A 23,622-nucleotide genomic window follows, 5' to 3' on the forward strand; every position below is an offset into this window, starting at 1 on the left:
CGCGGGCTCACTCCCACTCGATGGTGCCCGGGGGCTTGGAGGTGATGTCGACGGTCACCCGGTTGATCTCGCGGACCTCGTTGGTGATGCGGGTGGAGATGCGCTGCAGCACCTCGTAGGGCAGCCGCGCCCAGTCGGCGGTCATGGCGTCCTCGCTGGTCACCGGGCGCAGCACGATCGGGTGGCCGTAGGTGCGGCCGTCGCCCTGCACGCCGACCGAGCGGACGTCGGCGAGCAGCACGACGGGGAACTGCCAGACGTCGCGGTCGAGGCCGGCGCGGGTCAGCTCCTCGCGGGCGATGGCGTCGGCCTCGCGCAGGATGTCGAGGCGCTCGCGGTCGACGGCGCCGATGATGCGGATGCCGAGGCCGGGGCCGGGGAACGGCTGCCGCCAGACGATCTCCGAGGGCAGGCCGAGCTGCTCGCCGAGCGCGCGCACCTCGTCCTTGAACAGCGTGCGGAGCGGCTCGACCAGCGCGAACTGGAGATCGTCGGGCAGGCCGCCGACGTTGTGGTGCGACTTGATGTTGGCGGCGCCGGTGCCGCCGCCGGACTCGACGACGTCGGGGTAGAGGGTGCCCTGGACGAGGAACTCGACCGGCGCGTCGTCCGCGGCGCCCGCGGCGGCGATCTCGCGGGCGGCGCCCTCGAACACCCGGATGAACTCGCGCCCGATGATCTTGCGCTTCTCCTCCGGGTCGGTGACGCCGGCGAGCGCGTCGAGGAAGCGCTCCTGGGCGTCCACGACGTGCAGGTTGACGCCGGTCGCGGCGACGAAGTCCTTCTCCACCTGCTCGGCCTCGCCCTTGCGCAGCAGGCCGTGGTCGACGAACACGCAGGTGAGCTGGTCGCCGACGGCGCGCTGGACGAGCGCGGCGGCGACGGCGGAGTCGACGCCGCCCGACAGGCCGCAGATGGCGCGCTTGGCGCCGATCTGCGCGCGGACCGCGTCGATCGACTCCTCGGCGATGTTGACCATCGTCCAGTTCGGGCGGCAGCCGGCGCCCTCGTAGAGGAAGCGGCGGAGGATCTCCATGCCGTGCGCGGTGTGCAGCACCTCGGGGTGGAACTGCACGCCGTAGAGGCCGCGGGCGCGGTCCTCCATGCCGGCGACGGGGGTGACGTCGGTGCTGGCGGTGACGGTGAAGCCCGCCGGCGCCTCGCTGACGAAGTCGCGGTGCGACATCCACACCGCCTGCTCGCCGGGCAGCCCCTCGAACAGCATGCCGGGGCTGGTGACGGCGACCGTCGCGCCGCCGTACTCGGCGATGTCGGAGTTGGCGACGGTGCCGCCGAGCGCCTGCGCCATCACCTGGTGGCCGTAGCAGATCCCGAAGGTGGGGACGCCGAGGTCGAACAGGCCGGCGGGCGCGGCGGGCGCGCCCGGCTCGTACACCGAGGACGGGCCGCCGGACAGGATGATCGCCTTGGGGTTCCTCGCGAGCATCTCGGCGGCCGGCATGGTCGACGGCACGATCTCGCTGAACACGTGGCACTCGCGCACCCGCCGGGCGATCAGCTGCGCGTACTGCGCGCCGAAGTCGACGACGAGAACGGTGTCGAAGGACTGGTCTACCGTCACCAACAGCGCCTTTCACGGATACGGGTCATGGACCGGGCGGGGGCCCTTCCAGTCTAGGGGGCGGCTGCCTGCGCGGACGCGGCGGACGGCGGCCGGGCGGCGTGACGGCCGCCACGCAGCGCCCTCGGGCGGTAACGGAACGCTTCTCGTTTCCGGCAACTCCCCCACCAGGGCCGCTCCGCTCTGATACGTGTTGATGACGCTCCGTATCATCCGCGCCGGTACCCTCCGGCCCCGCCGCCCTCCGGGAGTGCCGTGAAGCCCCTCGCCGCCGCCGTCCTGCTCGCCGTCGCCGCCCTCACCCCCGCCGCGCCCGCCGCCGCGCCGCCCGCGGTCCGCGCCGCCGCCGCGGGGAACGCGTGCGACGCGGCGCGGGCCCGGCCGCGGGTGCCCGGCCTGCCCGCCGTCCTCGACCCGGACGCGCTGACGGCGCCGCAGGTCGCCGCCGCCGAGCGGATGCTCGCCCTGCGCTCCCTCCGCCCGGCCGGGGAGCGCCGGCGGCGCGCCGACGACAAGGTGACGGTGCCGGTCTACGTGCACGTGCTGCACAGCGGCGCCAAGGGCGACGTGCCCGACGCCATGATCGACCGGCAGCTCGCGGCGATGAACGACGCCTACGGCGGCAAGGGCGGCGGCGCCGACACCGGCTTCGCGTTCGCGCTGAAGGAGGTCACCCGCACCGACGACGCGGCCTGGTACGCCGACCCGCAGGCCAACGAGAAGGCGATCAAGACGCGGCTGCACCGGGGCGGCGCGGGCGACCTGAACCTCTACACCGCCGACGTCGGCGGCGAGCTGCTCGGCTGGTCCACCTTCCCGTGGAAGGCCGCCGACGAGCCGGCGCTGGACGGGGTGGTCGTGCACGCCGACAGCCTGCCGGGCGGCCCGATCGAGCACTTCGACAAGGGGTACAGCGCGGTGCACGAGACGGGCCACTGGCTCGGGCTCTACCACACCTTCCAGGACGGCTGCGGGGAGAAGGGCGACCGGGTCGCCGACACCCCGCCCGAGCGGGACCCGACCAACGGCTGCCCCGCCGCCAAGGACACCTGCCCGGCGCCCGGCGCCGACCCGGTGCACAACTTCATGGACTACGGCTGGGACTCGTGCATGACGTCGTTCACCGCCGGGCAGGGCGCCCGCATGCACGCCGTCTGGGCCGCCTACCGGGCCCGGTAGGCGGCCGTCAGCGCGGCCGCGTCCGACTTCGGCAGCCGCCGGACCGCCTCCCGGAACGTCACCCCGGAGACCGCGCCGATCCGCGCCGCCGTCCAGTCCCGCACCCAGGCCGGGTCGTGCCGGGCCTGCTCGCGGAGCAGCCAGCCGAGGGCCTTGCGGATGAAGAACTCCTTCTCGGCGAGGACCGCGTCCCCGTAGCGCGACAGGCGGGCGAGGTCGGGCGTCCCCCGCCGGACGCCGGGCAGCAGCGCGAGCAGCGCGCTCCGCCGGATCCACATGCAGGGGTCGGCGACCCACCCGTCCAGGGCGGTGCCGGTCTCGGGGTGGCGGGAGAGCAGGACGCCGACGACCTTCTCGGCGAGGCCGTCGACGTGGGCCCAGGTCGCCGAGTCGCGGATGAGGCGCTCGGCGAAGCCGAGGTCGCGGGTGTCGAGGATCTCGGCGCGCCGCACCAGCACCTCGATGGCCGCGACCCGCGTCTCGTGCAGCGGCCGGCCGCCCTCCCGCGCCGCCCACAGCACGTTGGCGAGGGCGCGCAGGTCCGCGCGCGGCGGGACGTCCCGCACCGCCGGCAGCGCGATCTTGCGGATGGCGGGGACGGGGACGCCGAGGTGCGCGAGGTCGCTCTTCAGGTAGCGGCGCTCGTACCGGGCCCGGTCGGGGTCGGCCAGCGCCCGCAGCTCCGCCTCGATCCGGGCGGCCTCCTCCGCGACGTCCATGAAGGTCAAACTACGCCGTGGCGGCGTCGCGCACCGGCCGATCCGCCCGCCTCGCGGGCGGCGCGCTCCACGCGGGCGCGGTGGGCGGCCCAGTCGACGGCGCCCGCGGCGGGCAGGTTGTCGTTGCCCTCGCGCATCCCGGCCCGCTCGTCGATCAGCTCGCGGACGATGTCGGCGTGGCCGGCGTGGCGGTGGGTCTCGGCGACGACGTGGACGAGGATCTGGTGCAGCGTCACCTCGTCCTCGCCGGCGGGCCAGTGCGGGACGCGGCCCGGGGCGTCCAGGGGGAGCGCGTCGAAGGTGGCGTCGGCGTAGGCCCAGGCCCGCTTGTAACGGTCGACGATCTCGGCGCGGGTCTCGTCGGGGGTCGCCCACATGTCGGCGTTGGGGTCGTCGGCGAAGCGCGCCTCCCAGGGCAGCGGCTCGCCGGAAGGGCGCCCGAAGGTGTCGCCGAAGTAGACCAGCTCGACGCCGGACAGGTGCTTGACCAGGCCGAGCACGTTGGTGCCGGTCGGGGTGAGGGGGCGGCGGGCGTCGTGCTCGGAGAGCCCCTCCAGCTTCCAGAGCAGCGCGCCGCGCGCGTTCTGGAGGTAGCGCCGCAGCGTCGCCTTCGGACCGTCGACCATGATCGCCATACTTCCGTTACTCGACGGTGCGGAACAACCCGACGAGCTCCTCCAGCAGCACGGCGGCGCGCTCGGGGTCGGTGGTGGCGGCGGCGAGGACGGGGCCGAGCGGGGCCTCGCGGGCGGCGACGACGCGCGGCGCGTCGTCGGGGCCGGGCCGCAGGAGGGTGCGGCGGCGGTCGGCGGGGTCCGGCGCGGCGGCGAGGCCGCCGGCGCCGCGCAGCCGGGCGACGGCGTTGGACACCTGGCTCTGCACGAGGCCGGTCCGCCGGGCGATCTCGGTGACGGTGGTGCCGGGGTGCTCGCGGACGTCGGCGGCGACGAGCAGGACGGTGCGGGTGCTGGTCGGGTGCTCGCCGACGCCCTCGGTCGGGATGGCGGCCTCGGCGAGCTTCTGGAGGCGGTGCCCCAGCAGGTAGAGCTCGGTGGTGTTCACGCCCCCAGGTTACATCAGATTCAGATGCATCTCCTCTTGATGCATCTCTGGAAGATGCATTACCGTCGGCGGCATGGACCGACTGCGCGGCAACCCCTGGGCCGTCCTCGTGACCCTGTCCCTCGGCTTCTTCATGACCCTGCTCGACCTCACCGTCGTCAACATCGCCGTCCCCGACGTGATGCGCTCCCTGCGCACCGGCCTCGACCAGGTCCTCTGGACCGTCAGCGGCTACGCCCTCGTCCTCGCCGTGCTGCTCGTCACCGCCGCCCGGCTCGGCGACCTGTGGGGGCAGCGGACGCTGTTCGCGGCGGGCGTCGCCGTCTTCACCCTGGCGAGCGCGGGCTGCGGCCTCGCCGCCGGCGGCGCCGCGCTCATCGCCGCCCGGCTCGTGCAGGGCCTCGGCGCGGCGCTGCTCACCCCGCAGACCATGGCGATGATCGTGGCGGTGTTCCCGGCGGACCGGCGCGGCACCGCGCTCGGGATCTGGGGCGCGGTCGCGGGCGTCGCCACTCTCGCCGGGCCGACGCTCGGCGGGCTGCTGGTGAGCGGCCCCGGCTGGCGCTGGGTGTTCTTCGTCAACGTCCCGGTCGGCGTCCTCGTGCTCGCGCTGACGTTCGCGCTCGTCCCCGACCTGCGCACCGGGCGCGCGCACCGCTTCGACCTGCCCGGCGTGCTCGTGTCCGCCGCTGCCCTCGCCGCCGTCACCTTCGCCCTGATGGAGGGCGACCGCTACGGCTGGGCCTGGTGGATCCAGGCGCTCGGCGCCGCCGGGATCGCGCTCGGCGCCCTGTTCTGGCGGATGCAGGCGCGCCGCCAGGACGCCGAGCCGCTCGTCCCGTTCGCGCTGTTCCGCGACCGCGGCTTCACCGTGATGACCGCCCTGATGGGCGTGCTCGGCGCCGCGCTGATCGCGGCCGTGGTGCCGCTGGTGTTCTACCTCCAGGACCGGCTCGGGCTGAGCGCCGTGCGGGCCGGGCTCGCCCTCGCCCCCTCGCCGCTCGTGTCGCTGCTGGTGTCGCCGCTCGCCGGGCGGCTGAGCGACCGCATCGGCGGCCGCCGCGTCCTGCTCGCCGGCCTGGCGTCCTACGTCCTCGGCCTCGCCCTGGCGATCGTCCTCGCGACGCCGCACGGGCACGCCGCCGCGTTCGTCCCCGCGCTCGTGCTGATGGGCCTCGGCACCGGCTGCATGATCGCGCCGCTGTCCACCGAGGCGATGCGCCGCGTCCCGCCGCACCTCGCCGGGGCCGCCGCCGGCGTCAGCAACACCGTCCGCCAGCTCGGCTCGGTGCTCGGCACCGCCGCGACGACCGCGCTCATGGCGGCCGGGACGTCCCCGCTCGCCGGCATCCACCTGGCGATGGCGCTGCCGGTCGCGCTGCTCGCGGCGGCCGCGCTCGCCCTCGCCCTCACCCGCCCGCGGGCGGCGGTCGCCAGTGCGCCGGGCGTGCCAGCGGCGCGGTGACGCGCGTCGCGGCGTCACCGCGGGCGGCCGCCAGCTGGGCCTGCGTGAGGAAGGCCGCCTCGCGCAGGTCCGCACCGCGCAGGTCGGCGCCCCGCAGGTCCGCGCCGGTGAAGTCGGCCCGCCGCAGGTCGGCGCCGCGCAGGTCCGCGCCGATCAGCAGCGCGCCGCGCAGGCTCGCCCCGCGCAGCCCGGCGCCGCGGAGCCGGGCGCCGGTGAGGTCGGCGCCCCGATGGTCGGGGCCCCGGTGGTCGGAGTCACTGCCGCGGATCCGGTCGCTCGCCTCCACCAGCAGGACGTTCACCGCGCGGCGGCGGGCGTCCACGTCCAGCCCCGCCAGGACGTCCGGGGGCGCGTCCGCGAGCGCGTCGACCTCCGCCAAGGCGGCGTCGAGGGCGGGCGACGGCGCCCGCTCGGCCGCCTCCGCCAGGTAGGCGAGCAGCTCGTGCAGGTCGCGCATGGCGGGGAAGGCGTCGAACATCGCGGACGACGTCGCCGGGTCGTCCCGCCAGTCGCGGCCGCCGAACGTCCGCTGGGTGAGCCGCTGGCCGGCGCCGAAGCAGTCGTAGACGGTGCAGCCGGGGAAGCCGCGCTTGCGCAGCGAGGCGTGGATCCCGCAGCGGGAGTCGGCCAGCAGGTTCGGGCAAGGCGTCCGGGCGGGCTTGTCGAGCGCGAAGTCCGCCGACCGCCCGAACGCCGGGACGACGCAGCAGAGCCCGGCGCAGCGGGCGCAGTCGGCGCGCAGGTCGGCGCGGTCCACGGTCCCCCCTCCCGGGCCGGAGCGCCCGGCCCGGGACAGGGTACGCGCTAGCCGACGCCGACGATCGGCAGGTGCAGGGCGCCCGGGGCGTTCGCCGGGACGACCGGGTGCTTCGGCGCGACCGGCTCGATCCGCCGGTAGGCGGCGCCGAGCGCCGGGCGCGGGTCCTCCTCGCCCTTGTTGGGCCAGAGCGACGCGGCCCGCTCGGCCTGCGCGGTGATCGTCAGGGACGGGTTCACGCCGAGGTTGGCCGACACCGCCGACCCGTCCACCACGTGCAGGCCGGCGTGGCCGAACACCCGGTGGTAGGGGTCGATGACGCCGCCGTCGGCGCTGTCGGAGATCGCGCAGCCGCCGAGGAAGTGCGCGGTCAGCGGGACGTCGAACAGGTCGCCCCACGAGCCGCCGGGCATGCCGCCGGTCTCCTCGGCGAGCAGCCGGGTCGCCTCGTGGCCCTCGGGGATCCACGTCGGGTTCGGCTCGCCGTGCCCCTCCGACGCGCGCACGTCCCAGCCGAACGGGCCGCGCTTGCCGCGCAGGGTGATCGAGTTGTCGCGGGTCTGCATGACCAGGGCGATGACCGTCCGCTCCGACCAGGTCCGCATGTCGAAGAGCTGGACGAGGTCCTGCGGGCTGCGGGCGACCTCGCCGAGGAACTTGGCCCAGCGCGGGACGTGCCGCGCGCCCGGCCGGTCGCCGTCCACCAGCAGCGTCTGCAGGCCCGCCATGAGGTTGGAGCCCTTGCCGTAGCGGACCGGCTCGATGTGGGTGTCGGGCGTCGGGTGGAACGAGGAGGTGATCGCCACGCCGCGGGAGAAGTCCTCGCCCGGCACGCCGTTGCGGCGGCCCGCGCCGAGGATCGCCTCGGAGTTGGTGCGGGTGAGCGCGCCGAGCCGGTCCGACAGGTGCGGCAGCCGCCCGGTCCGCTTCAGCTTGTGCAGCAGCTTCTGGGTGCCGTAGGTGCCGGCCGCGAAGACCACGTGCGCGGCGGTCAGGGTCGTGCGGTTGCGGCCGAACGAGCCGGTCCGCACGATCTTCACCGCGTAGCCGCCGTCCGGCCGCGGCGCCACGTCGGTGACGCGGCTGAGCGGCATGATCCGCGCGCCGGCCCGCTCGGCGAGGTAGAGGTAGTTCTCCGTCAGCATGTTCTTGGCGCCGTGCCGGCAGCCGACCATGCACTCGCCGCACTCGATGCAGCCGCGCCGGGCCGGGCCGGCGCCGCCGAAGTAGGGGTCCTCGGCCCGCTCCCCCGGCCCGGACCCGAAGTGCACGCCGACGGGCGTCCGGACGAACGTGTCGCCCTTGCCCATCCGGTCCGCGACCTTCTTGATCACCTTGTCGGCGGCGGTCATCGTCGGGTTGCGCACCACGCCGAGCATCCGCTTGGCCTGGTCGTAGTAGGGCGCGAGCTCGGCCTGCCAGTCGGTGATGTGCGCCCACTGGCGGTCCTGGAAGAACGGCGCGGGCGGCACGTACAGGGTGTTGGCGTAGTTCAGCGACCCGCCGCCGACGCCCGCGCCCGCCAGCACCATCACCCGGCTGGACTTGGCGCCCCGCACCAGGTGGATGCGCTGGATGCCGGTGAGGCCGAGGGCGGGCGCCCAGATGTAGCGCGCCACCCGCCAGTTGGTCTTCGGCAGCTCGGGGTAGCGGCCGCCGGGCTCGGCGCCCGGGGCGGTGTCGAAGCGGCGCCCCGCCTCGATCACCCCGACCTTGTAGCCCTTCTCGGTGAGGCGGAGCGCGGTGACGCTGCCGCCGAATCCCGAGCCGACGACGAGCACGTCGTAATCGAAGTCCACCATGGCCGGTCCTCTACTTGATCCGGAGCTTCTTCATGGTCTTGACGCCGTCGAGCATGAGCTTGGCGAAGGTCTCGTAGGCCATCGAGCCGGGCGGCTCCAGGTCCATCAGGTGCTGGCTCGCGACCGTCTGCACCTCGGTGAACTTCAGCAGGCCCTCGGTGCCGTGGCGGCGGCCGACGCCCGACTGCTTGAACCCGCCCATCGGGGCGTCGTAGGAGGCGAACGCGGCGCCGTAGCCGTCGTTGATGTTGACGGTGCCGGCCTGGATGCGGGCGGCGAGCCGGCGGCCGCGCGCCACGTCCCTGGTCCACACCGAGGCGTTCAGCCCGTACTCGGTGTCGTTGGCGCGCTCGACGACCTCGTCCTCGGACCGGAACCTGTACACCGACACGACCGGCCCGAACGTCTCGTTCGCGCAGAGGTCCATGTCGGTGGTGACGTTCTCCAGCACGGTCGGCTCGAAGAACAGCGGGCCGACGTCGGGCCGGGCCTTGCCGCCGGCGAGGACGGTCGCGCCCGCCGCGACGGCCTGGTCGACGTGCGCGACGACGTTGTCCAGCTGCCGCTCGTAGGTCATCGAGCCCATCTCGGCGGAGAAGTCCAGCCCGGCGGCGAGCTTCATGTTGCCCGCGAGCTCGGCGAACCGCGGCACGAACCGGTCGTAGATGTCCTCGTGCACGTAGAGGCGCTCGATGGAGATGCAGAGCTGGCCCGCGTTGGTGAAGCAGGCGCGCAGCGCGCCGTGCGCGGTGCGCTCCACGTCGGCGTCGGCGAGGACGATCATCGGGTTCTTGCCGCCGAGCTCCAGCGAGTAGTTCACCAGGCGCGGCGCGACCTTGGCGGCGATGGCGCGGCCGCCGCGGGTGGAGCCGGTGAACGACACGTAGTCGGCCTGCTCCAGCAGCGGGTCGCCGATCTCGGCGGGGTCGCCGACGACGATCTGCCAGAGATCCTCGGGCAGCCCGAGGGTCGTCAGCAGGTCCAGGATCCACAGGCTGGACAGGCAGGTCTGGGTGTCGGGCTTGTGCACGACGGCGTTGCCGGCCATGAGGGCGGGCGCGATGTCGCTCGCGCTCAGCGAGAACGGGTAGTTCCACGGCGAGATCAGCGCGACGACGCCCTTGGGGTGCCGCAGCTCCTGGACGCGGGTGAGGCCCGGCATCATGCCCTGGCGGCGCTGCGCCTTCAGCAGCTTCGGCGCGCGGCGGGCGTAGTAGAGCGAGCAGAGCGCGACGTCCAGGACCTCCTCCAGCGCGTGCCGGCGGGCCTTGCCGGTCTCCAGCTGGATGATGTCGAGGATCTCCTCGCGCCGGTCGCTGATCGCCTCGGCCAGCTTCAGGAACGGCTTCACCCGCTCGCGGACCGGCAGCGCGGCCCAGGCGCGCTGCGCGGCGCGGGCGCGCTCGTAGGCGGCGGCCACGTCGCCCGGCCCGGAGACCGGGACGGTGGCGAGCGGCTCGCCGGTGAACGGGGCGGGGATCGTGGTGGTCTCCGCACCGCCGGCGGCGATGTGCGAGACCAGCTGCTCGGTCACGCGCGCGGGGAGCGCGAGCTCTCTGGCGCTTTTGGCCGGGATCGTCGGAGATGCCATGGCCGCAGAATATGACCAGGCGGCCATGCTTGACTACCCAACAGTAACGAGTCACTGACAGTGACGCCACTCACGTTCCGTGCATCCTTGTCACCGATCGCGCATCCGGGCCGCACTTGAAACGTTCCACCGCTCACCGAGTTCCACAAGTTGGGGATTGACCATGCCCTGGCGGTGTATTCCGGACACAGCATGAGTTGAGAGGTGCCGAAACCCGCCGCCGCTTCCGGACGCACGCTGCCGCCCGTCCGGGGGTGCCGTCGTCCTCGGCACCCTGACGAGCGAGGGAGGACCCCACATGGTCGACGCCCAGCACGGCCTCGGCGGAGGCACCGGCGGACCGCGCGACGGCCGGCCGGGAGCGGCGGGCAGACCGGGCGGGCGGGCGGTGGCCACGAGGAGGGGCGGCAGCCGGCAGGAGCGCCGGGAGCAGACGCGGCGGGCGCTGCTCGCCGCGGCGGAGCGGCTCTGGGCCGAGCGCGGCATCCACGGCGCGTCCCTGGACGACATCGCCGCCTCGGCGGGCCTCACCAAGGGGGCGGTCTACTCCAACTTCGCGGGCAAGACCGACCTCCTGCTCGCGCTGCTGGAGCGCTACACCGCCGACCGGGCGGGCGGCGAGCCGTGCGCGGAGCTCTGCGACACCGCGCGCCCCCTGGAGGAGCGGGTCCGGCGCGCGTCCCGGGCGTACGAGCAGCGGGTGGAGGGCGACCGGGCGCGGCTGCTGCACCTGCTGCTGGTGGAGTTCTGGCTCTTCGGCATGCGCGACTACGCGGCGGGCTGGCGCATCGCCGACTGGTACGCCGAGCGCCGCACCCACCTGGCCGCGCACGTCCCCGGCCCGGACGGCGACGCCGCCGGCGCCCCGGCGGGCGGCGACGGCGCGGGCGACGGCGCGGAGGTGAGCGCGGAGGACCGCGCCGCCCTCGCGATGGCGGTCGACTTCGGGCTGACCTTCCAGTACCTGCTGGACCCCGCCCGGGTCTCCCCCGCCCTCTACGAGAAGGGCATGCGCCTCATCCTCGGCTCCGGCCTGTCCTGAGCGCACGCGGAGGCCGCCGGGCGCGGGCCCGGCGGCCTTCCGTCACTCGCCGTCGTCCGGCGGGACGCCGGTGGCGGCGTCGGTGCCCGCCTGGACGGCGCCGCCGCCGTCGGGCACGCCCGGCCCGCCCTCCAGGGCGGTGTCGGGGGTGTCGTCGCCGGGCTGCGCCGCGCCGCCGTCCGCCGGGGCGGCCGCGGTGGGCGTCGCGGCCGGGGCGGGCGTGGCGGACGGGGCGCCGGCGGACGGGGTGCCGCCGGTCGGCGCGGTCTCGCCGTCGTGGTCGGTCGCGTCGTCGGGCACCACCGGCGTGGCGAGCAGCGGGCTCGGCGACAGGCGGCCCCTGGCGGCGGCGAACACCGTGGCGAAGTTGGCGGCGTAGGCGTCGAAGGTGGCCCTGTCGTCGATCGTCAGCATCGACTCGTCGTTGTAGCGGAGCGCCTCGGTCGTGTAGCTGTGGCTGCCGGTGTAGACGAGCTTGCGCTTCCTGCCCTGGTACGAGCCGTCGATGAGCAGGTACTTGGAGTGCGCCTGCACCCCGCTGCCGGGGAAGTAGTGCACTTCGGGGCCGCCGTGGACGGCCGAGCCCGTCAGCTTCTTGACGGCGCTCTCGCCGAGCGACCCGCTGACGGCCTTCACGTCGCAGCCGGCGTTGTCGAGCCGCGCCAGCTCGCCCGCGACGCCGCTGCGGGTGAACATGCCGCTGGACAGCCGGATCCTCGTGCCGCCGGTGCAGCCGACGCCGCGCAGGATGTCCACGATCGGGTCGCCGGACGCCTTCGGGAAGTAGCTGACCGACCGGTTGCCGCTCGTGCGGGTCCGCCAGTAGTTCGCGTTCGGCTTCCGCTTCGCCAGGTCGTAGAAGTACGTGCGGTAGTAGTCGTAGAGGTTCCCGACGGCGGTGTAGGCGTCGTTGTACTGGTTGTACATGCCGCCGGTGGCGTTCCCGGACGTCTGGACGACGACCTTCCTGGAGTCGTAGGTGTGCGAGAAGGCGTAGAACTTGTTGTGGTTCTTGCTCCAGTGCCCCGCGACGGCCGGCGCGATGCAGCCCCGGTTCGTCCCGCACAGCAGGATCCACGACGGCTTGGCGGTGCTCGTGCCGAGGTGCTGCTTCAGGTAGTCGTAGATGTAGCGCCGGTAGTTGAGGCTGTCGGAGTCCAGGACGATCCGCACCTTGACGCCGCGGTCCTTGGCCCGGACGAGCTCCTTGGCCATGCCCTGGGTCTGCAGCCGGAACAGCGCGACGTCGATCTCCGAGCCCTTGGGCGAGTTGCGGATCAGCTTCTTCAGGTAGAGGTCGATCGCCCCGGCCTGCGCGGTGGTCCCGCCCGGCTTGTTGAAGCGCACGCCCTGCGTCACGCGGACGGGGCCGCCCGCTCCCGCCGGCGGTGCGATCTTCGCGGTGCCCCACCTGGTCTTGGCCGCCGCCGAGACGGGCTTCGGGTCGGCCCCCGCCGCCTGCGCACCGAGCGGCACGAGCGCCAGCGCCCCCGCCATTCCTCCGGACACGATCGTCGCCCGCCGCACGTTCCCCGCCCTCCCGCCACCGGCCCCCCGGTGATCAAGAAGGTGAGATTAGCAACCATTCGGACATCAGACGCTAATTTTTCTTCACTCCCCTACGTCACTTTCATCACAAGCTGCTCGATCGGTGTCGACCGGCTGGTCAGGGCGCCGCCGTGGGAACGATGTCGGGGGCGCCGCGGCGCCGCGCGTCCGCCGTCTGGTCGTCGTCCTGCGTCTGCGACTCGCGCTCGGCCTCGATCCGCTTGCGGTAGTACTCGATCTCCCGGTCGCGCTGCTTCTTGGACCAGCCGAGCACCGGCGCGACGAGGTCGGCGGCCTCCTGCGCCGCGCCGACGCCGCGGTCCCAGGTCTCGATGGAGATGCGGGTGCGGCGGGCCAGCACGTCGTTGAGGTGCCGGGCGCCCTCGTGCGAGGCCGCGTAGACGATCTCGGCGCGCAGGTAGTCCTCCGCGCCGGCGAGCGGCTTGGCGAGGTCGGGCCGCTCGGCGACCAGCGCGAGCAGGTCGTCCACGAGCGTCCCGTAGCGGCGCAGCAGGTGCTCGATCCGCGCGACGTGCAGCTTGGAGCGGGCGGCCAGCCGGTGGCGGGCGTTCCACATCGCCTGGAAGCCCTCGCCGCCGACGAGCGCGACCCGGTCGGTGCACGACTCGGCGACCCGGCCGTCCAGGCCGTGCGCGACCGCGTCGATCGCGTCCTTGGCCATCACCCGGTAGGTGGTGTACTTGCCGCCCGCCACCAGCACCAGGCCCGGCACCGGGTGCGCCACCACGTGCTCGCGCGACAGCTTGGACGTCTCCTCCGACTCCCCGGTGAGCAGCGGCCGCAGCCCCGCGTACACGCCCTCGACGTCCTCGTGCGTGAGCGGCGTCGTCAGCACCGCGTTCACGTGCTCCAGCACGTAGTCGATGTCGGCGCGCGACGCCGCCGGGTGCACCTTGTCCAGGTCCCAGGCGGTGTCGGTCGTCCCGATGATCCAGTGCCGGCCCCAGGGGATGACGAACAGCACCGACTTCTCGGTGCGCAGCAGGATCCCGGTCGCCGAGTGGATGCGGTCCTTCGGCACCACCAGGTGGATGCCCTTGGACGCCTTCACGTGGATCCGCCCGCGCCCGCCGACGAGCTGCTGGATGTCGTCGGTCCACACCCCGGTCGCGTTCACCACCTGCTTGGCGCGGACCTCGCTCGTCACGCCCGACTCCAGGTCGCGGACGCGCAGGCCGGTGACGCGCTCGCCCTCGCGCAGGAACCCGGTGCACTGGGTGCGCGAGGCGATCTGCGCGCCGTACTCGGCGGCGGTGCGGAGCGCCATCATGACGTAGCGGGCGTCGTCGACCTGCGCGTCCCAGAGCTGGATCGCGCCGGTGAAGGAGTCCTTGCGCAGCGACGGCGCCAGCTTCAGCGCGCCGCGCCGCGTCAGGTGCCGGTGGTGCGGGACGCCGCGGGTGCTGCCCATCTGGAACGCGAGCGCGTCGTAGAGGGCGACGCCGGCGCCGAGGTAGCCGCGCTCCCACACCCGGTGCGTCGTCGGCAGCAGGAACGGCACCGGCCGCACCAGGTGCGGCGCGATCCGCTGGAGCAGCAGGCCCCGCTCGGTGAGCGCCTCGCGCACCAGGTCGAAGTTGTACTGCTCCAGGTAGCGCAGGCCGCCGTGGACCAGCTTGGACGACCGCGACGACGTCCCGGACGCGAAGTCGCGCGCCTCGACCACCGCGACCGACAGGCCGCGCGTCGCCGCGTCCAGCGCGGCGCCGGCGCCGACGATGCCGGCGCCGACCACCACGACGTCGAACTCCTCGGCCGCCATCCGGTCCAGCGCCGCCGCCCGCTCGGCCGGGCCGAGGCGCGAGCTGCCGAGGCCGGTCACCGGTGATCCCGTCATCGCGAACTCCCCACGTTCGGTTGCGGTCCCCGCTTACCTACCCAACAGTAGGGTCCGGGTCACCCGGCCGGCCGGACGCCGCCCGGCGCGGCTCAGTGCGGGTGCGGCGCGACGACGACCTGCACGCGCTGGAACTCCTTCAGCTCGGTGTAGCCCGACGTCGCCATCGCGCGGCGGAGCGCCCCGATGAGGTTCATCGACCCGTCGGCCACGTGCGAGGGGCCGTGCAGGATCTGCTCCATCGTGCCGATCGTGCCGAGGTCCAGGCGGGTGCCGCGGGGGACGTCGCCGTGGTGGGCCTCGCTGCCCCAGTGGTAGCCGCGGCCCGGCGCCTCGGTCGACCGCGCGAACGGTGAGCCGACCATCACCGCGTCGCCACCGCAGGCGAACGCCTTGGCGATGTCGCCGGAGTTGGTCATCGCGCCGTCGGCGATGACGTGCACGTACCGGCCGCCCGACTCGTCCATGTAGTCGCGGCGCGCCGCGGCGACGTCGGCGACCGCCGTCGCCATCGGCACCGCGACGCCGAGGACGGTGCGGGTGGTGTGCCCCGACCCGCCGCCGAACCCGACGAGCACCCCGGCCGCGCCGGTGCGCATGAGGTGCAGCGCCGCGGTGTAGGTGGAGCAGCCGCCGACGATGACCGGCACGTCCAGGTCGTAGATGAACTGCTTGAGGTTCAGCGGCTCGGCCCGCCCCGACACGTGCTCGGCCGACACGGTGGTGCCGCGGATCACGAACAGGTCGACGCCGGCGTCGATGACGGCCTTGTGGAACTGCGCGGTGCGCTGCGGCGACAGCCGCGCCGCGACCGTCACCCCGGCGTCGCGGATCTGCTGGATGCGCCGCCCGATCAGCTCCTCCCGGATCGGCGCGGTGTAGATCTCCTGGAGCCGCTGGGTGGCGCGCACGTCGTCCAGCGAGGCGATCTCGGCGAGCAGCGGCTCGGGGTTCTCGTACCGCGTCCAGAGGCCCTCCAGATCGAGGACGGCGAGCCCGCCGAGCCGGCCGACGGCGATCGCGGTGGCCGGCGAGACCACGCTGTCCATCGGCGCCACGACGAGCGGCATCTCGAACCGGTAGGCGTCGATCTGCCAGGCGACGCTGACCTCCTCGGGGTCGCGCGTGCGGCGGGACGGCACGATGCCGATCTCGTCGAACGCGTACGCCCGGCGCCCGCTCTTGCCCCGGCCGATCTCAACCTCAGCAGCCACTGCGCTTCTTCCTCTACCTCGGTGACCTCGGCGCCGCTCGGGCGGCGCACGGACGGCAGTGTTCCCGCGCGGCGGCGCGAACAAGCCCCGGAAAGGGTACGAGTCCGGTCAGCGCCCCTGGTAGTTGGGGGCCTCGACGGTCATCTGGATGTCGTGCGGGTGGCTCTCCTTCAGGCCCGCGCTGGTGATCTGCATGAGCCGCCCGCGCTCCTGCAGCTCGGGGATGGTGCGCGCCCCGGCGTACCACATCGACTGGTGCAGGCCGCCGACGAGCTGGTGCGCGACCGCCGCGAGCGGGCCGCGGTAGGGCACCTGCCCCTCCACGCCCTCGGGGATCAGCTTCTCCTCGCTGCTGACGTCGCCCTGCGCGTAGCGGTCCTTGGAGTAGGACTTGCCGCGCTCGCGGTTGCGCATCGCGCCGAGCGAGCCCATGCCGCGGTAGGACTTGTACTGCTTGCCGTGCACGAAGATCAGCTCGCCGGGCGACTCCTCGATGCCGGCGAGCAGGCCGCCGAGCATCACCGTGTCGGCGCCCGCGACGAGCGCCTTGGCGATGTCGCCGGAGTACTGGATGCCGCCGTCGCCGATGACCGGGACGCCGCCCTCGCGGGCGCCGCGGGCCGCCTCCAGGATCGCGGTGATCTGCGGGACGCCGACGCCGGCGACGACCCGGGTGGTGCAGATCGAGCCGGGGCCGACGCCGACCTTGACGCCGTCCGCGCCGGCCTCGACCAGCATCCGGGCGCCCGCGTAGGTGGCGACGTTGCCGCCGACGACCTCGACCTCGGCGCCCGCCTTGATCTGCGCGATGGTGTCGGCGACGCCCTTGGAGTGGCCGTGCGCGGTGTCCACGATGATCACGTCGGTGCCGGCCTCGACCAGCAGCTTGGCGCGGTGGATCGCGTCCTCGCCGACGCCGACCGCGGCGGCGACGAGCAGCCGGCCGTCGGCGTCCTTGGTGGAGAGGGGGTACTGCTCGCTCTTGGTGAAGTCCTTGACGGTGATGAGGCCGCGCAGCCGGCCCTCGGCGTCCACCAGCGGCAGCTTCTCGATCTTGTTGGTGGCCAGCAGCGCGAACGCCTCGTCCTTGGCGACGTCGACCGGCGCGGTGACCAGCGGCAGCGGCGTCATCACCTCGCGGACCGGGCGCGCGAGGTCGGTCTCGAAGCGGATGTCGCGGTTGGTGACGATGCCGACGAGCACGCCGCGCACGTCGGTGACCGGCACGCCGGAGATCCGGTAGCGGGCGCAGAGCTCCTCGACGTCGGCGAGGGTGGCGTCGGGCAGGCAGGTCACCGGATTGGTGATCATCCCGGCCTCCGAGCGCTTCACCCGGTCGGCCTGCTCGGCCTGCTCCGCCGCGGACATGTTGCGGTGCAGCACGCCGATGCCGCCCTGCCGGGCCATCGCGACGGCGGTGCGGGACTCGGTGACGGTGTCCATGGCCGCCGACAGCAGCGGGATGCGCAGCGAGACGTTGCGGGTGAGGCGGGTGGTGGTGTCGGCCTCCCCCGGCTGCAGGTCGGAGTAGCCGGGCAGCAGCAGCACGTCGTCGAAGGTGAGGCCCGGCGGGAGGATCTTGGCGGGCTCGGCTGCGGGGTTCATGGTTGCCTTCCGACGAGGTGGTGGCATCGGACCAGGTCACAGCGACCTCGTCCCCATGGTAGGGGGTGCCCGGCCGGCGGGGCGGCCGGTTCGCGGAGCCGCGGGAGTGGTCTTGCCGACACCCGGGCCGCGCGCGCCGTGGGCGCCGTGTGACAGGGCGTAACGCGCCCCCGGCGCCCCGCATTCCCCCGCCCGGCCGGGGTTACGGGCCCACCGGAAGGCCATGGCTGTCTGCTGTTCGCGTACAGAACGCCCCCAGGGGTGCACCTGCCCGGACGACCCGCAGTAGCGTGGGGGTGTGCACGATGACGCCCCGCTCGACCCGTTCGCCGGAGATCCGGAGGATCCCGCGGCGTCGCTCGGCGACCCTGCGGACGACACCGCGCCGCTCAGCGTGGCCGAGCGGGAGGACGTGCTGGCCGACCTGGCCGACCTGGAGGTCTTCCGCGCCCTCCTGGAGCCGCTCGGGGTCCGCGGCCTCACCGTCGACTGCGGCGACTGCGGCAAGATGCACTACATCGACTGGGACCTGCTGCACGGCAACCTGCGCCACCTGCTCGACGAGGGCCTGCCCCGCGTCCACGAGCCCGCGATGGCCCCCGACCCCGTCGACTACGTGAGCTGGGAGTACGCCCGCGGCTACGTCGACGGCGTGATCGACAGCGAGGAGGGCCGGGACGGCGTCTGAGCCGTCCCGGCCCCGGTCAGGGGCCGTAGCGGTCCAGGTAGCCGTGCGCGCGCCGCTCGATCTCGGCGATGCGCCGCTCGGTGCCCGTCTCCTCCCCGGCCGTTCCCTCCGCGCCCTCCACCGCCGGCTCCGCCGCCTGCGCGGTGGCGCCCGGCAGCGACTGCGCCGAGGGCGGCCGCGGAATCTTGAACCGCGGCGGGACGGCGGGCGGGCGCGGCCGCGCCGGCCGCCGCGTCGGCAGCAGGCCGTCCAGCCGCTTGCGCAGCTCGCGGATGCTCTCGTCCACCGGGTCGTCCGGGCGTTCCGGGCGCCGCTGCCGCGACGCCCGCGCCGGGCCGCGGCGCGGCTCGGGCGCGCTGGGCCGCGCGACGGTCCGCTCGGGCGCGCCGCCGGCGGGGTGGGTGACGACGACTGGGGTGGGGTGCCGGTCCTCGGCGGCCGGGCGCGGGGACGCCGCGTCCGTCGCGACGAGGCCGCTGCCGGCCGCCGCGACACCGGTCGTGGCGAGCACCGCGCCGACCACGCCGAGCGCGACGATGGTGCGCGGGCCGCGCCGCCGGCGGGCGCCGCCGGACGGGCCGGGGTCGTCGCCGCCGCCCTTCAGCAGCCGCAGCGCGGGCGCCGCCGAGGTGTCGGCGACCAGGGCGCGCAGCAGGTGGACGGCGGGGTCGCCCGCGTCCTGCTCAACCGGCCGCCCCGCCGCGAGGGCGTCCAAGAGCGCATCGGTGCGGGACAGCTCCGCCGGGTCCGGGGCGGGGTCCGCCGGCTCGGGCCCGGTTCCGGAGTGCGCGCGCCCGGCCGGATCCGGGGCCCCGTGGCTCCGCTCCGTCAAGCGATCGACTCCTCTCCGGCCATCGCCCGGAGCCGGGCGAGCGCCCGGTGCTGCGCGACCCGTACCGCCCCCGCGGACATGCCCAGTACATTACCGGTCTCCTCCGCCGACAGCCCGGCCACCACCCGCAGCAGCACGAGCTCGCGCTGGTGCTCGGGCAGCCGGGTCAGCAGGTCGCGGGCGCGCTGCGCCTCGATGTAGCGGACCACCGTCTCCTCCGGGCCGGGCCGGTCGTCCGGGCCGTCGGGCAGGTCCTCGGTGGGGACGGCCGCGCGCACCGCGCTGCGCAGCGCGTCGGCGATCTTGTGGGCGGCGATGCCGAACACGAACGCCGCGAACGGGCGGCCCATGTCGCGGTAGCGGGGCAGCGCCGACAGGACGGCGATGCAGACCTCCTGCGCCACGTCGTCGGCGATGTGGTACTGCCCCGACACGCGGCCGAGCCGGGCCCGGCAGTAGCGCACCACCATGGGCCGCACGTGCCCGATCAGCACCTCGACGGCGTCCCCGTCGCCGGCGACGGCGAGGCGGGCGAGCTCCTTCAGGTCGCCGCCGCCGTCCCCGCCCGCGCGCTCCCGCTCGGCGGAGCGGAGCAGCCGCACCCGGCGCGCGTCCGGCGGCTTCGGAGGATCGTGCCCCTCCGAGGGGTCGGTCGCGGTCGCCGTCGTCCCGACAAAAAGTCCCTCGGTCACGAATGCATGATGCCCAGCGCCACCGGGCCTGTCTGCACCGTACTCGGACACGGAATGGTCACAGTGCCCGCCGGCGGCCCCGGAGATGACGCGCTGCGACCGGACCGTCCCCCAACGCTCCCAGGAACAGCGACATCGCGCACCAAAGGGCTATATAAGGCCCGCTGGATCGCGAAAGTTCCTTTCCGGCTCGGCCCGCGGAACGGAAAAGGCCCCCGCCCCCGGCGGACCGGGGAGCGGGGGCCCGACCGGCGCCCTGACGGGTCAGTGGCCGTGGCCGTGCCCGTGGCCGTGGCCGCCGGCGGCGCCCTCCTCGGGCTCCTCCGGCTTCTCCACGACCAGCGCCTCGGTGGTCAGCAGCATGCCCGCGATGGACGCGGCGTTGGTGACCGCCGAGCGGGTGACCTTGACCGGGTCGATGACGCCCTGCGCGACCAGGTCGCCGTACTCGCCGGTGGCGGCGTTGTAGCCGTGCCCGGCGTCCAGCTCCTGGACCTTGGAGACGACGACGTAGCCCTCCTGGCCGGCGTTCTCGGAGATCCAGCGGAGCGGCTCGACCAGCGCGCGGCGGACGGCCTCGGCGCCGGTGGCCTCGTCGCCGGACAGGCCGAGGGCGTCGAAGCCCTCCTTGGCGACGTGCACCAGGGCGGAGCCGCCGCCGGACACGATGCCCTCCTCGATGGCCGCGCGGGTCGCCGAGATGGCGTCCTCCAGGCGGTGCTTCTTCTCCTTCAGCTCCACCTCGGTGGCGGCGCCGACGCGCAGCACGCACACGCCGCCGGCCAGCTTGGCGAGGCGCTCCTGGAGCTTCTCGCGGTCCCAGTCCGAGTCGCTGTTCTCGATCTCGACCTTGATCTGGTTGACCCGGCCGTCGATCTCCGCCTGCTCGCCGGCGCCGTCCACGATGGTGGTGGCGTCCTTGGTGACGGTGATGCGGCGGGCCTGGCCGAGGTCGTCCAGCGAGACGCCGTCGAGCTTCAGGCCGATGGCCTCGGAGACGACCTGCGCGCCGGTGAGGACGGCGATGTCGCCGAGCATCGCCTTGCGGCGGTCGCCGAAGCCGGGGGCCTTCACCGCGACCGACACGAAGGTGCCGCGGATCTTGTTGGCGACCAGCAGCGCCAGCGCCTCGCCCTCGACGTCCTCGGCCACGACCAGCAGCGGCTTCTTGGTCTGCGCGACCTTCTCGGCGATCGGCAGGAACTCCTGCACGTTGCCGATCTTGCCGTCGACGATGAGCACGTAGGCGTCCTCCAGGACGGCCTCCATGCGCTCGGCGTCGGTCACCATGTGCGGGGACAGGTAGCCCTTGTCGAACTGGAGGCCCTCGGTGAACTCCAGCTCCAGGCCCATGGTGTGGGCCTCCTCGACGGTGATGACGCCGTCCTTGCCGACCTTGTCGAACGCCTCGGCGATGAGCTCGCCGATCTGGGCGTCCTGCGCGGAGATGGTCGCCACGCCCGCGATGTCGCTCTTCTCGCCGACCTCGCGGGCCGACTTCAGCAGCTGGTCGGAGACGTACTGCGCGGCCTGGTCGATGCCGCGCTTCAGGCTGAGCGGCGAGGCGCCGGCGGCCACGTTGCGCAGGCCCTCGCGGACCAGCGCCTGCGCCAGGACCGTCGCGGTGGTGGTGCCGTCGCCCGCGATGTCGTTGGTCTTGGTCGCGACCTCCTTGGCGAGCTGGGCCCCCAGGTTCTCGTAGGGGTCCTCCAGCTCCACCTCGCGCGCGATGGTGACGCCGTCGTTGGTGATGGTCGGCGCGCCGAACTTCTTGTCGATGACGACGTTGCGGCCGCGCGGGCCGATCGTCACCTTGACCGCGTCCGCGAGAGCGTTGACGCCGCGCTCCAGGGAGCGGCGGGCACCCTCGTCGAACTCCAGGATCTTCGCCATGAGAGGAAACTCCTTGTTCACGCGATCCGCCCCGGACCCGCCCCCATGCGGTGGGCGGAGCCGGGGCGGCGCATCACGTCTCGGTGATTACTTCTCGATGACCGCGAGCACGTCGCGGGCCGAGAGGACGAGGTACTCCTCGCCGTTGTACTTGACCTCGGTGCCGCCGTACTTGGAGTACAGGACGACGTCGCCGACGGCGACGTCGAGCGGCACGCGGTCGCCCTTGTCGTCGACGCGGCCCGGCCCGACGGCCAGGACGGTGCCCTCCTGGGGCTTCTCCTTGGCGGTGTCGGGAATCACCAGACCCGACGCGGTGGTGGTCTCGGCCTCAAGCGGCTGGACCACGATGCGGTCCTCGAGCGGCTTGAGAACAACCTTGGTGGCGGTCGTCATGATCTGACCTCCCCTTCGATTGGTCCTCGGCCGGCCTTCAGGCCGGCCGGCACTGTGACAGAGAAGGCGACCCTGGACCGGCCTGTCGTCGCGGGTGCCAGACCGAACCTTTGTCGCGTGGTTGGCACTCTACCGTGGAGAGTGCCAGTCATGGACACTATGCCGCGTCCGGTGCCCCGTCAACACGGACACGACCGGCTCCGGCGGCCGTCCCGCGCGCTCTCTCGCGGTGGATAACTTCCAGCGTATGGACATCGAGGGGTTCCGGGGACTGCTGACGGAGCGGGGGCGCGCGGCGCTGGCCGAGGCGGCGGGCTCCGACGTCGGCGAGGACGCCCTGCTGGCGACCGCGTCGCGGCTGCGCGGGCGGTACCCCGCCGAGCTCGTGAACGCCGCGCTCACGCAGGTGAGGCTGCGCGAGCGGGCCCGCGCCAAGTTCGGCGACGACGCCGCCCGCATGTTCTTCACCCCGGCCGGCCTGGAGCAGTCCACCCGCGCCCCCGTCGCCGCCCACCGGGCCCGCCGTTTCGCCGAGAGCGTGACCGGGACGGTGCTGGAGCTCGGCTGCGGCGTCGGCGGCGACCTCCTCGCCCGCGGCCGGGCCGGGCTCGGCGGCACCGGCGTCGAGCTGGACCCGCTGACCGCCGAGGTCGCCCGCGCGAACGTGGCCGCCTTCGGCCTGGACGCGTCCGTGCGGGTCCGCGAGGGCGACGCGACCCGCGCCGATCCCGCCGGGCACGGCGCCGTCTTCGCCGACCCGGGGCGGCGCACCGCGCGCGGCCGGGTGTTCGACCCGCGCTCCTACGAGCCGCCGCTCGACACCGTCCTCGCGCTCGCCGGGCGCGCCCCGGCGGCGTGCGTGAAGGTCGCGCCGGGCATCCCGCACGAGGCGGTCCCGGACGGCGCGGAGGCCGAGTGGGTGTCGGCGGGCGGCGAGGTGAAGGAGGCCGCGCTCTGGCTCGGCGGCCTCGCCGGTGACGTCCGGCGCCGCGCCACCCTGATCGACGGCGGCGCCGTCCGCACCCTCGTGCCCGATCCCGGGCTCGGCGATCCGCCGGTGCGCGGCTGGGGCCGCTACCTGTACGAGCCGGACGGCGCCGTCATCCGCGCGCACCTGGTCGCCGAGGTCGCCGCGGCGGTGGGCGGCGGCCTCGCCGACCCGCGCATCGCCTACGTCACGTCCGACGCGCCGGTGGAGACGCCGTTCGCGGCGGGCTACGAGATCGAGGACGTGCTGCCGTTCTCGCTGAAGCGGCTGAAGGCCGAGCTGCGCCGCCGCGGCGTCGGCGCGCTGACGGTGAAGAAGCGCGGATCGGCGCTGGACGTCGACCAGGTCCGCCGCGACCTCGGCTACGCGCGGCGGGCGCCGCGCGGAGCCCCGCCGCTGACGCTGCTGCTCACCCGCGTCGGGGACGCCCCGGTGGCGCTGCTGGCGACCCCGCTGCGCCGGTCCCCGGCCGCCGATTCCAAAGATCTCCCCTGACCGCCCGGATCCCAAGGGGACGGGCGCCGCGCGCCACGTCCGCGTAAATCGCGCCGCCTTTCGGCATTGCCTTCACCACAGATTCCGGCGGTCCGGCAAGGTCGTATCCCCGGCACCAATCCGCGGCCTCCGTTCGGCCGCCTCCGGCAATCCCTGAAATGATCTGCCGAACATGACCTCCACCCGGTGCCCGGGTGACCGGCGGCTGCCGAAA

General features: G+C 74.2%; 20 protein-coding genes. 5 read left to right on the top strand and 15 right to left on the bottom strand.

The window, feature by feature from the left end; genetic code table 11:
• Positions 1–7 precede the first annotated feature (7 nt).
• Positions 8–1,582 carry a glutamine-hydrolyzing GMP synthase gene (guaA, locus tag K1Y72_RS33975; protein WP_308287355.1) on the bottom strand — a complete coding sequence of 525 codons (1,575 nt, stop codon included), beginning with the start codon at positions 1,580–1,582 and terminating at the stop codon, positions 8–10.
• A 255-nt stretch (positions 1,583–1,837) separates the two neighbouring features.
• Here guaA and K1Y72_RS33980 point away from each other — a divergent pair, with 255 nt between their 5' ends.
• The gene (locus K1Y72_RS33980; protein WP_308287356.1) at positions 1,838–2,761 is read left to right on the top strand and encodes a zinc metalloprotease; all 924 of its coding nucleotides are present in this window, start codon (positions 1,838–1,840) and stop codon (positions 2,759–2,761) included.
• Here the strand turns inward: K1Y72_RS33980 and K1Y72_RS33985 are convergent.
• The 3 genes from K1Y72_RS33985 to K1Y72_RS33995 are packed head-to-tail and all read right to left on the bottom strand — an operon-like array spanning position 2,746 to position 4,542.
• Positions 2,746–3,480, bottom strand: coding sequence for a DNA alkylation repair protein (locus K1Y72_RS33985; protein ID WP_220170644.1), 735 nt, complete (start codon positions 3,478–3,480; stop codon positions 2,746–2,748). The genes K1Y72_RS33980 and K1Y72_RS33985 overlap by 16 nt on opposite strands.
• 5 nt (positions 3,481–3,485) lie before the next feature.
• Entirely contained in the window at positions 3,486–4,106 is a 621-nt protein-coding gene (locus K1Y72_RS33990; protein ID WP_220170645.1) for a DinB family protein, read from the bottom strand.
• A 16-nt stretch (positions 4,107–4,122) separates the two neighbouring features.
• On the bottom strand, positions 4,123–4,542 hold the full coding sequence (locus tag K1Y72_RS33995; RefSeq protein WP_220170646.1) for a MarR family transcriptional regulator: 420 nt from the start codon (positions 4,540–4,542) through the stop codon (positions 4,123–4,125).
• 73 nt (positions 4,543–4,615) lie between these two features.
• Between K1Y72_RS33995 and K1Y72_RS34000 the strand changes: the two genes are divergently transcribed.
• Entirely contained in the window at positions 4,616–6,007 is a 1,392-nt protein-coding gene (locus K1Y72_RS34000) for a DHA2 family efflux MFS transporter permease subunit (RefSeq protein WP_220170647.1), read from the top strand.
• On the opposite strand, the gene K1Y72_RS34005 is transcribed toward K1Y72_RS34000, so the two are convergent.
• The 3 genes from K1Y72_RS34005 to K1Y72_RS34015 are packed head-to-tail and all read right to left on the bottom strand — an operon-like array spanning position 5,952 to position 10,157.
• Positions 5,952–6,764: a pentapeptide repeat-containing protein gene (locus K1Y72_RS34005; RefSeq protein WP_220170648.1), complete on the bottom strand. Its 813-nt coding sequence runs from the start codon at positions 6,762–6,764 to the stop codon at positions 5,952–5,954. The two genes, K1Y72_RS34000 and K1Y72_RS34005, sit on opposite strands and share 56 nt — an antisense overlap.
• Before the next feature lie 47 nt (positions 6,765–6,811).
• Positions 6,812–8,566, bottom strand: a complete 1,755-nt coding sequence (locus tag K1Y72_RS34010; RefSeq protein WP_258574464.1) for a GMC oxidoreductase — start codon at positions 8,564–8,566, stop codon at positions 6,812–6,814.
• A 10-nt stretch (positions 8,567–8,576) separates the two neighbouring features.
• Positions 8,577–10,157, bottom strand: coding sequence for a succinic semialdehyde dehydrogenase (locus K1Y72_RS34015; RefSeq protein WP_220170649.1), 1,581 nt, complete (start codon positions 10,155–10,157; stop codon positions 8,577–8,579).
• 298 nt (positions 10,158–10,455) lie between these two features.
• Here K1Y72_RS34015 and K1Y72_RS34020 point away from each other — a divergent pair, with 298 nt between their 5' ends.
• Positions 10,456–11,199, top strand: coding sequence for a TetR/AcrR family transcriptional regulator (locus tag K1Y72_RS34020; protein WP_220170650.1), 744 nt, complete (start codon positions 10,456–10,458; stop codon positions 11,197–11,199).
• 42 nt (positions 11,200–11,241) lie between these two features.
• Here the strand turns inward: K1Y72_RS34020 and K1Y72_RS34025 are convergent, their stop codons facing one another.
• From K1Y72_RS34025 to guaB, 4 genes are all read right to left on the bottom strand, one after another.
• Positions 11,242–12,726: a phospholipase D-like domain-containing protein gene (locus K1Y72_RS34025; protein WP_308287357.1), complete on the bottom strand. Its 1,485-nt coding sequence runs from the start codon at positions 12,724–12,726 to the stop codon at positions 11,242–11,244.
• Positions 12,727–12,865: 139 nt separating this feature from the next.
• Positions 12,866–14,605, bottom strand: coding sequence for a glycerol-3-phosphate dehydrogenase/oxidase (locus K1Y72_RS34030; protein WP_220170651.1), 1,740 nt, complete (start codon positions 14,603–14,605; stop codon positions 12,866–12,868).
• Between the two features lie 92 nt (positions 14,606–14,697).
• Positions 14,698–15,819 carry a GuaB3 family IMP dehydrogenase-related protein gene (locus tag K1Y72_RS34035; RefSeq protein WP_220170652.1) on the bottom strand — a complete coding sequence of 374 codons (1,122 nt, stop codon included), beginning with the start codon at positions 15,817–15,819 and terminating at the stop codon, positions 14,698–14,700.
• A 108-nt stretch (positions 15,820–15,927) separates the two neighbouring features.
• Positions 15,928–17,424, bottom strand: a complete 1,497-nt coding sequence (gene guaB, locus K1Y72_RS34040) for an IMP dehydrogenase (RefSeq protein WP_220170653.1) — start codon at positions 17,422–17,424, stop codon at positions 15,928–15,930.
• Positions 17,425–17,722: 298 nt separating this feature from the next.
• Here guaB and K1Y72_RS34045 point away from each other — a divergent pair, with 298 nt between their 5' ends.
• Positions 17,723–18,112, top strand: coding sequence for a DUF5319 domain-containing protein (locus K1Y72_RS34045; RefSeq protein WP_220170654.1), 390 nt, complete (start codon positions 17,723–17,725; stop codon positions 18,110–18,112).
• 16 nt (positions 18,113–18,128) lie between these two features.
• On the opposite strand, the gene K1Y72_RS34050 is transcribed toward K1Y72_RS34045, so the two are convergent.
• From K1Y72_RS34050 to groES, 4 genes are all read right to left on the bottom strand, one after another.
• Positions 18,129–18,944, bottom strand: a complete 816-nt coding sequence (locus tag K1Y72_RS34050; protein ID WP_220170655.1) for a hypothetical protein — start codon at positions 18,942–18,944, stop codon at positions 18,129–18,131.
• Positions 18,941–19,546 (bottom strand): sigma-70 family RNA polymerase sigma factor, encoded by a 606-nt coding sequence (locus K1Y72_RS34055; protein WP_372453064.1) that lies wholly within the window; start codon positions 19,544–19,546, stop codon positions 18,941–18,943. Before K1Y72_RS34055 ends, K1Y72_RS34050 begins: the two co-directional genes overlap by 4 nt.
• 354 nt (positions 19,547–19,900) lie before the next feature.
• Positions 19,901–21,529 (bottom strand): chaperonin GroEL, encoded by a 1,629-nt coding sequence (gene groL, locus K1Y72_RS34060; RefSeq protein WP_220170656.1) that lies wholly within the window; start codon positions 21,527–21,529, stop codon positions 19,901–19,903.
• Positions 21,530–21,616: 87 nt separating this feature from the next.
• Entirely contained in the window at positions 21,617–21,925 is a 309-nt protein-coding gene (gene groES / locus K1Y72_RS34065) for a co-chaperone GroES (protein WP_153537401.1), read from the bottom strand.
• Between the two features lie 247 nt (positions 21,926–22,172).
• On the opposite strand from groES, the gene K1Y72_RS34070 reads away from it, so the two are divergent.
• Entirely contained in the window at positions 22,173–23,408 is a 1,236-nt protein-coding gene (locus K1Y72_RS34070; RefSeq protein ID WP_220170657.1) for a THUMP-like domain-containing protein, read from the top strand.
• Positions 23,409–23,622 lie beyond the last annotated feature (214 nt).

Source organism: Actinomadura parmotrematis (assembly GCF_019458805.1).
Lineage (GTDB): Bacteria > Actinomycetota > Actinomycetes > Streptosporangiales > Streptosporangiaceae > Spirillospora > Spirillospora parmotrematis.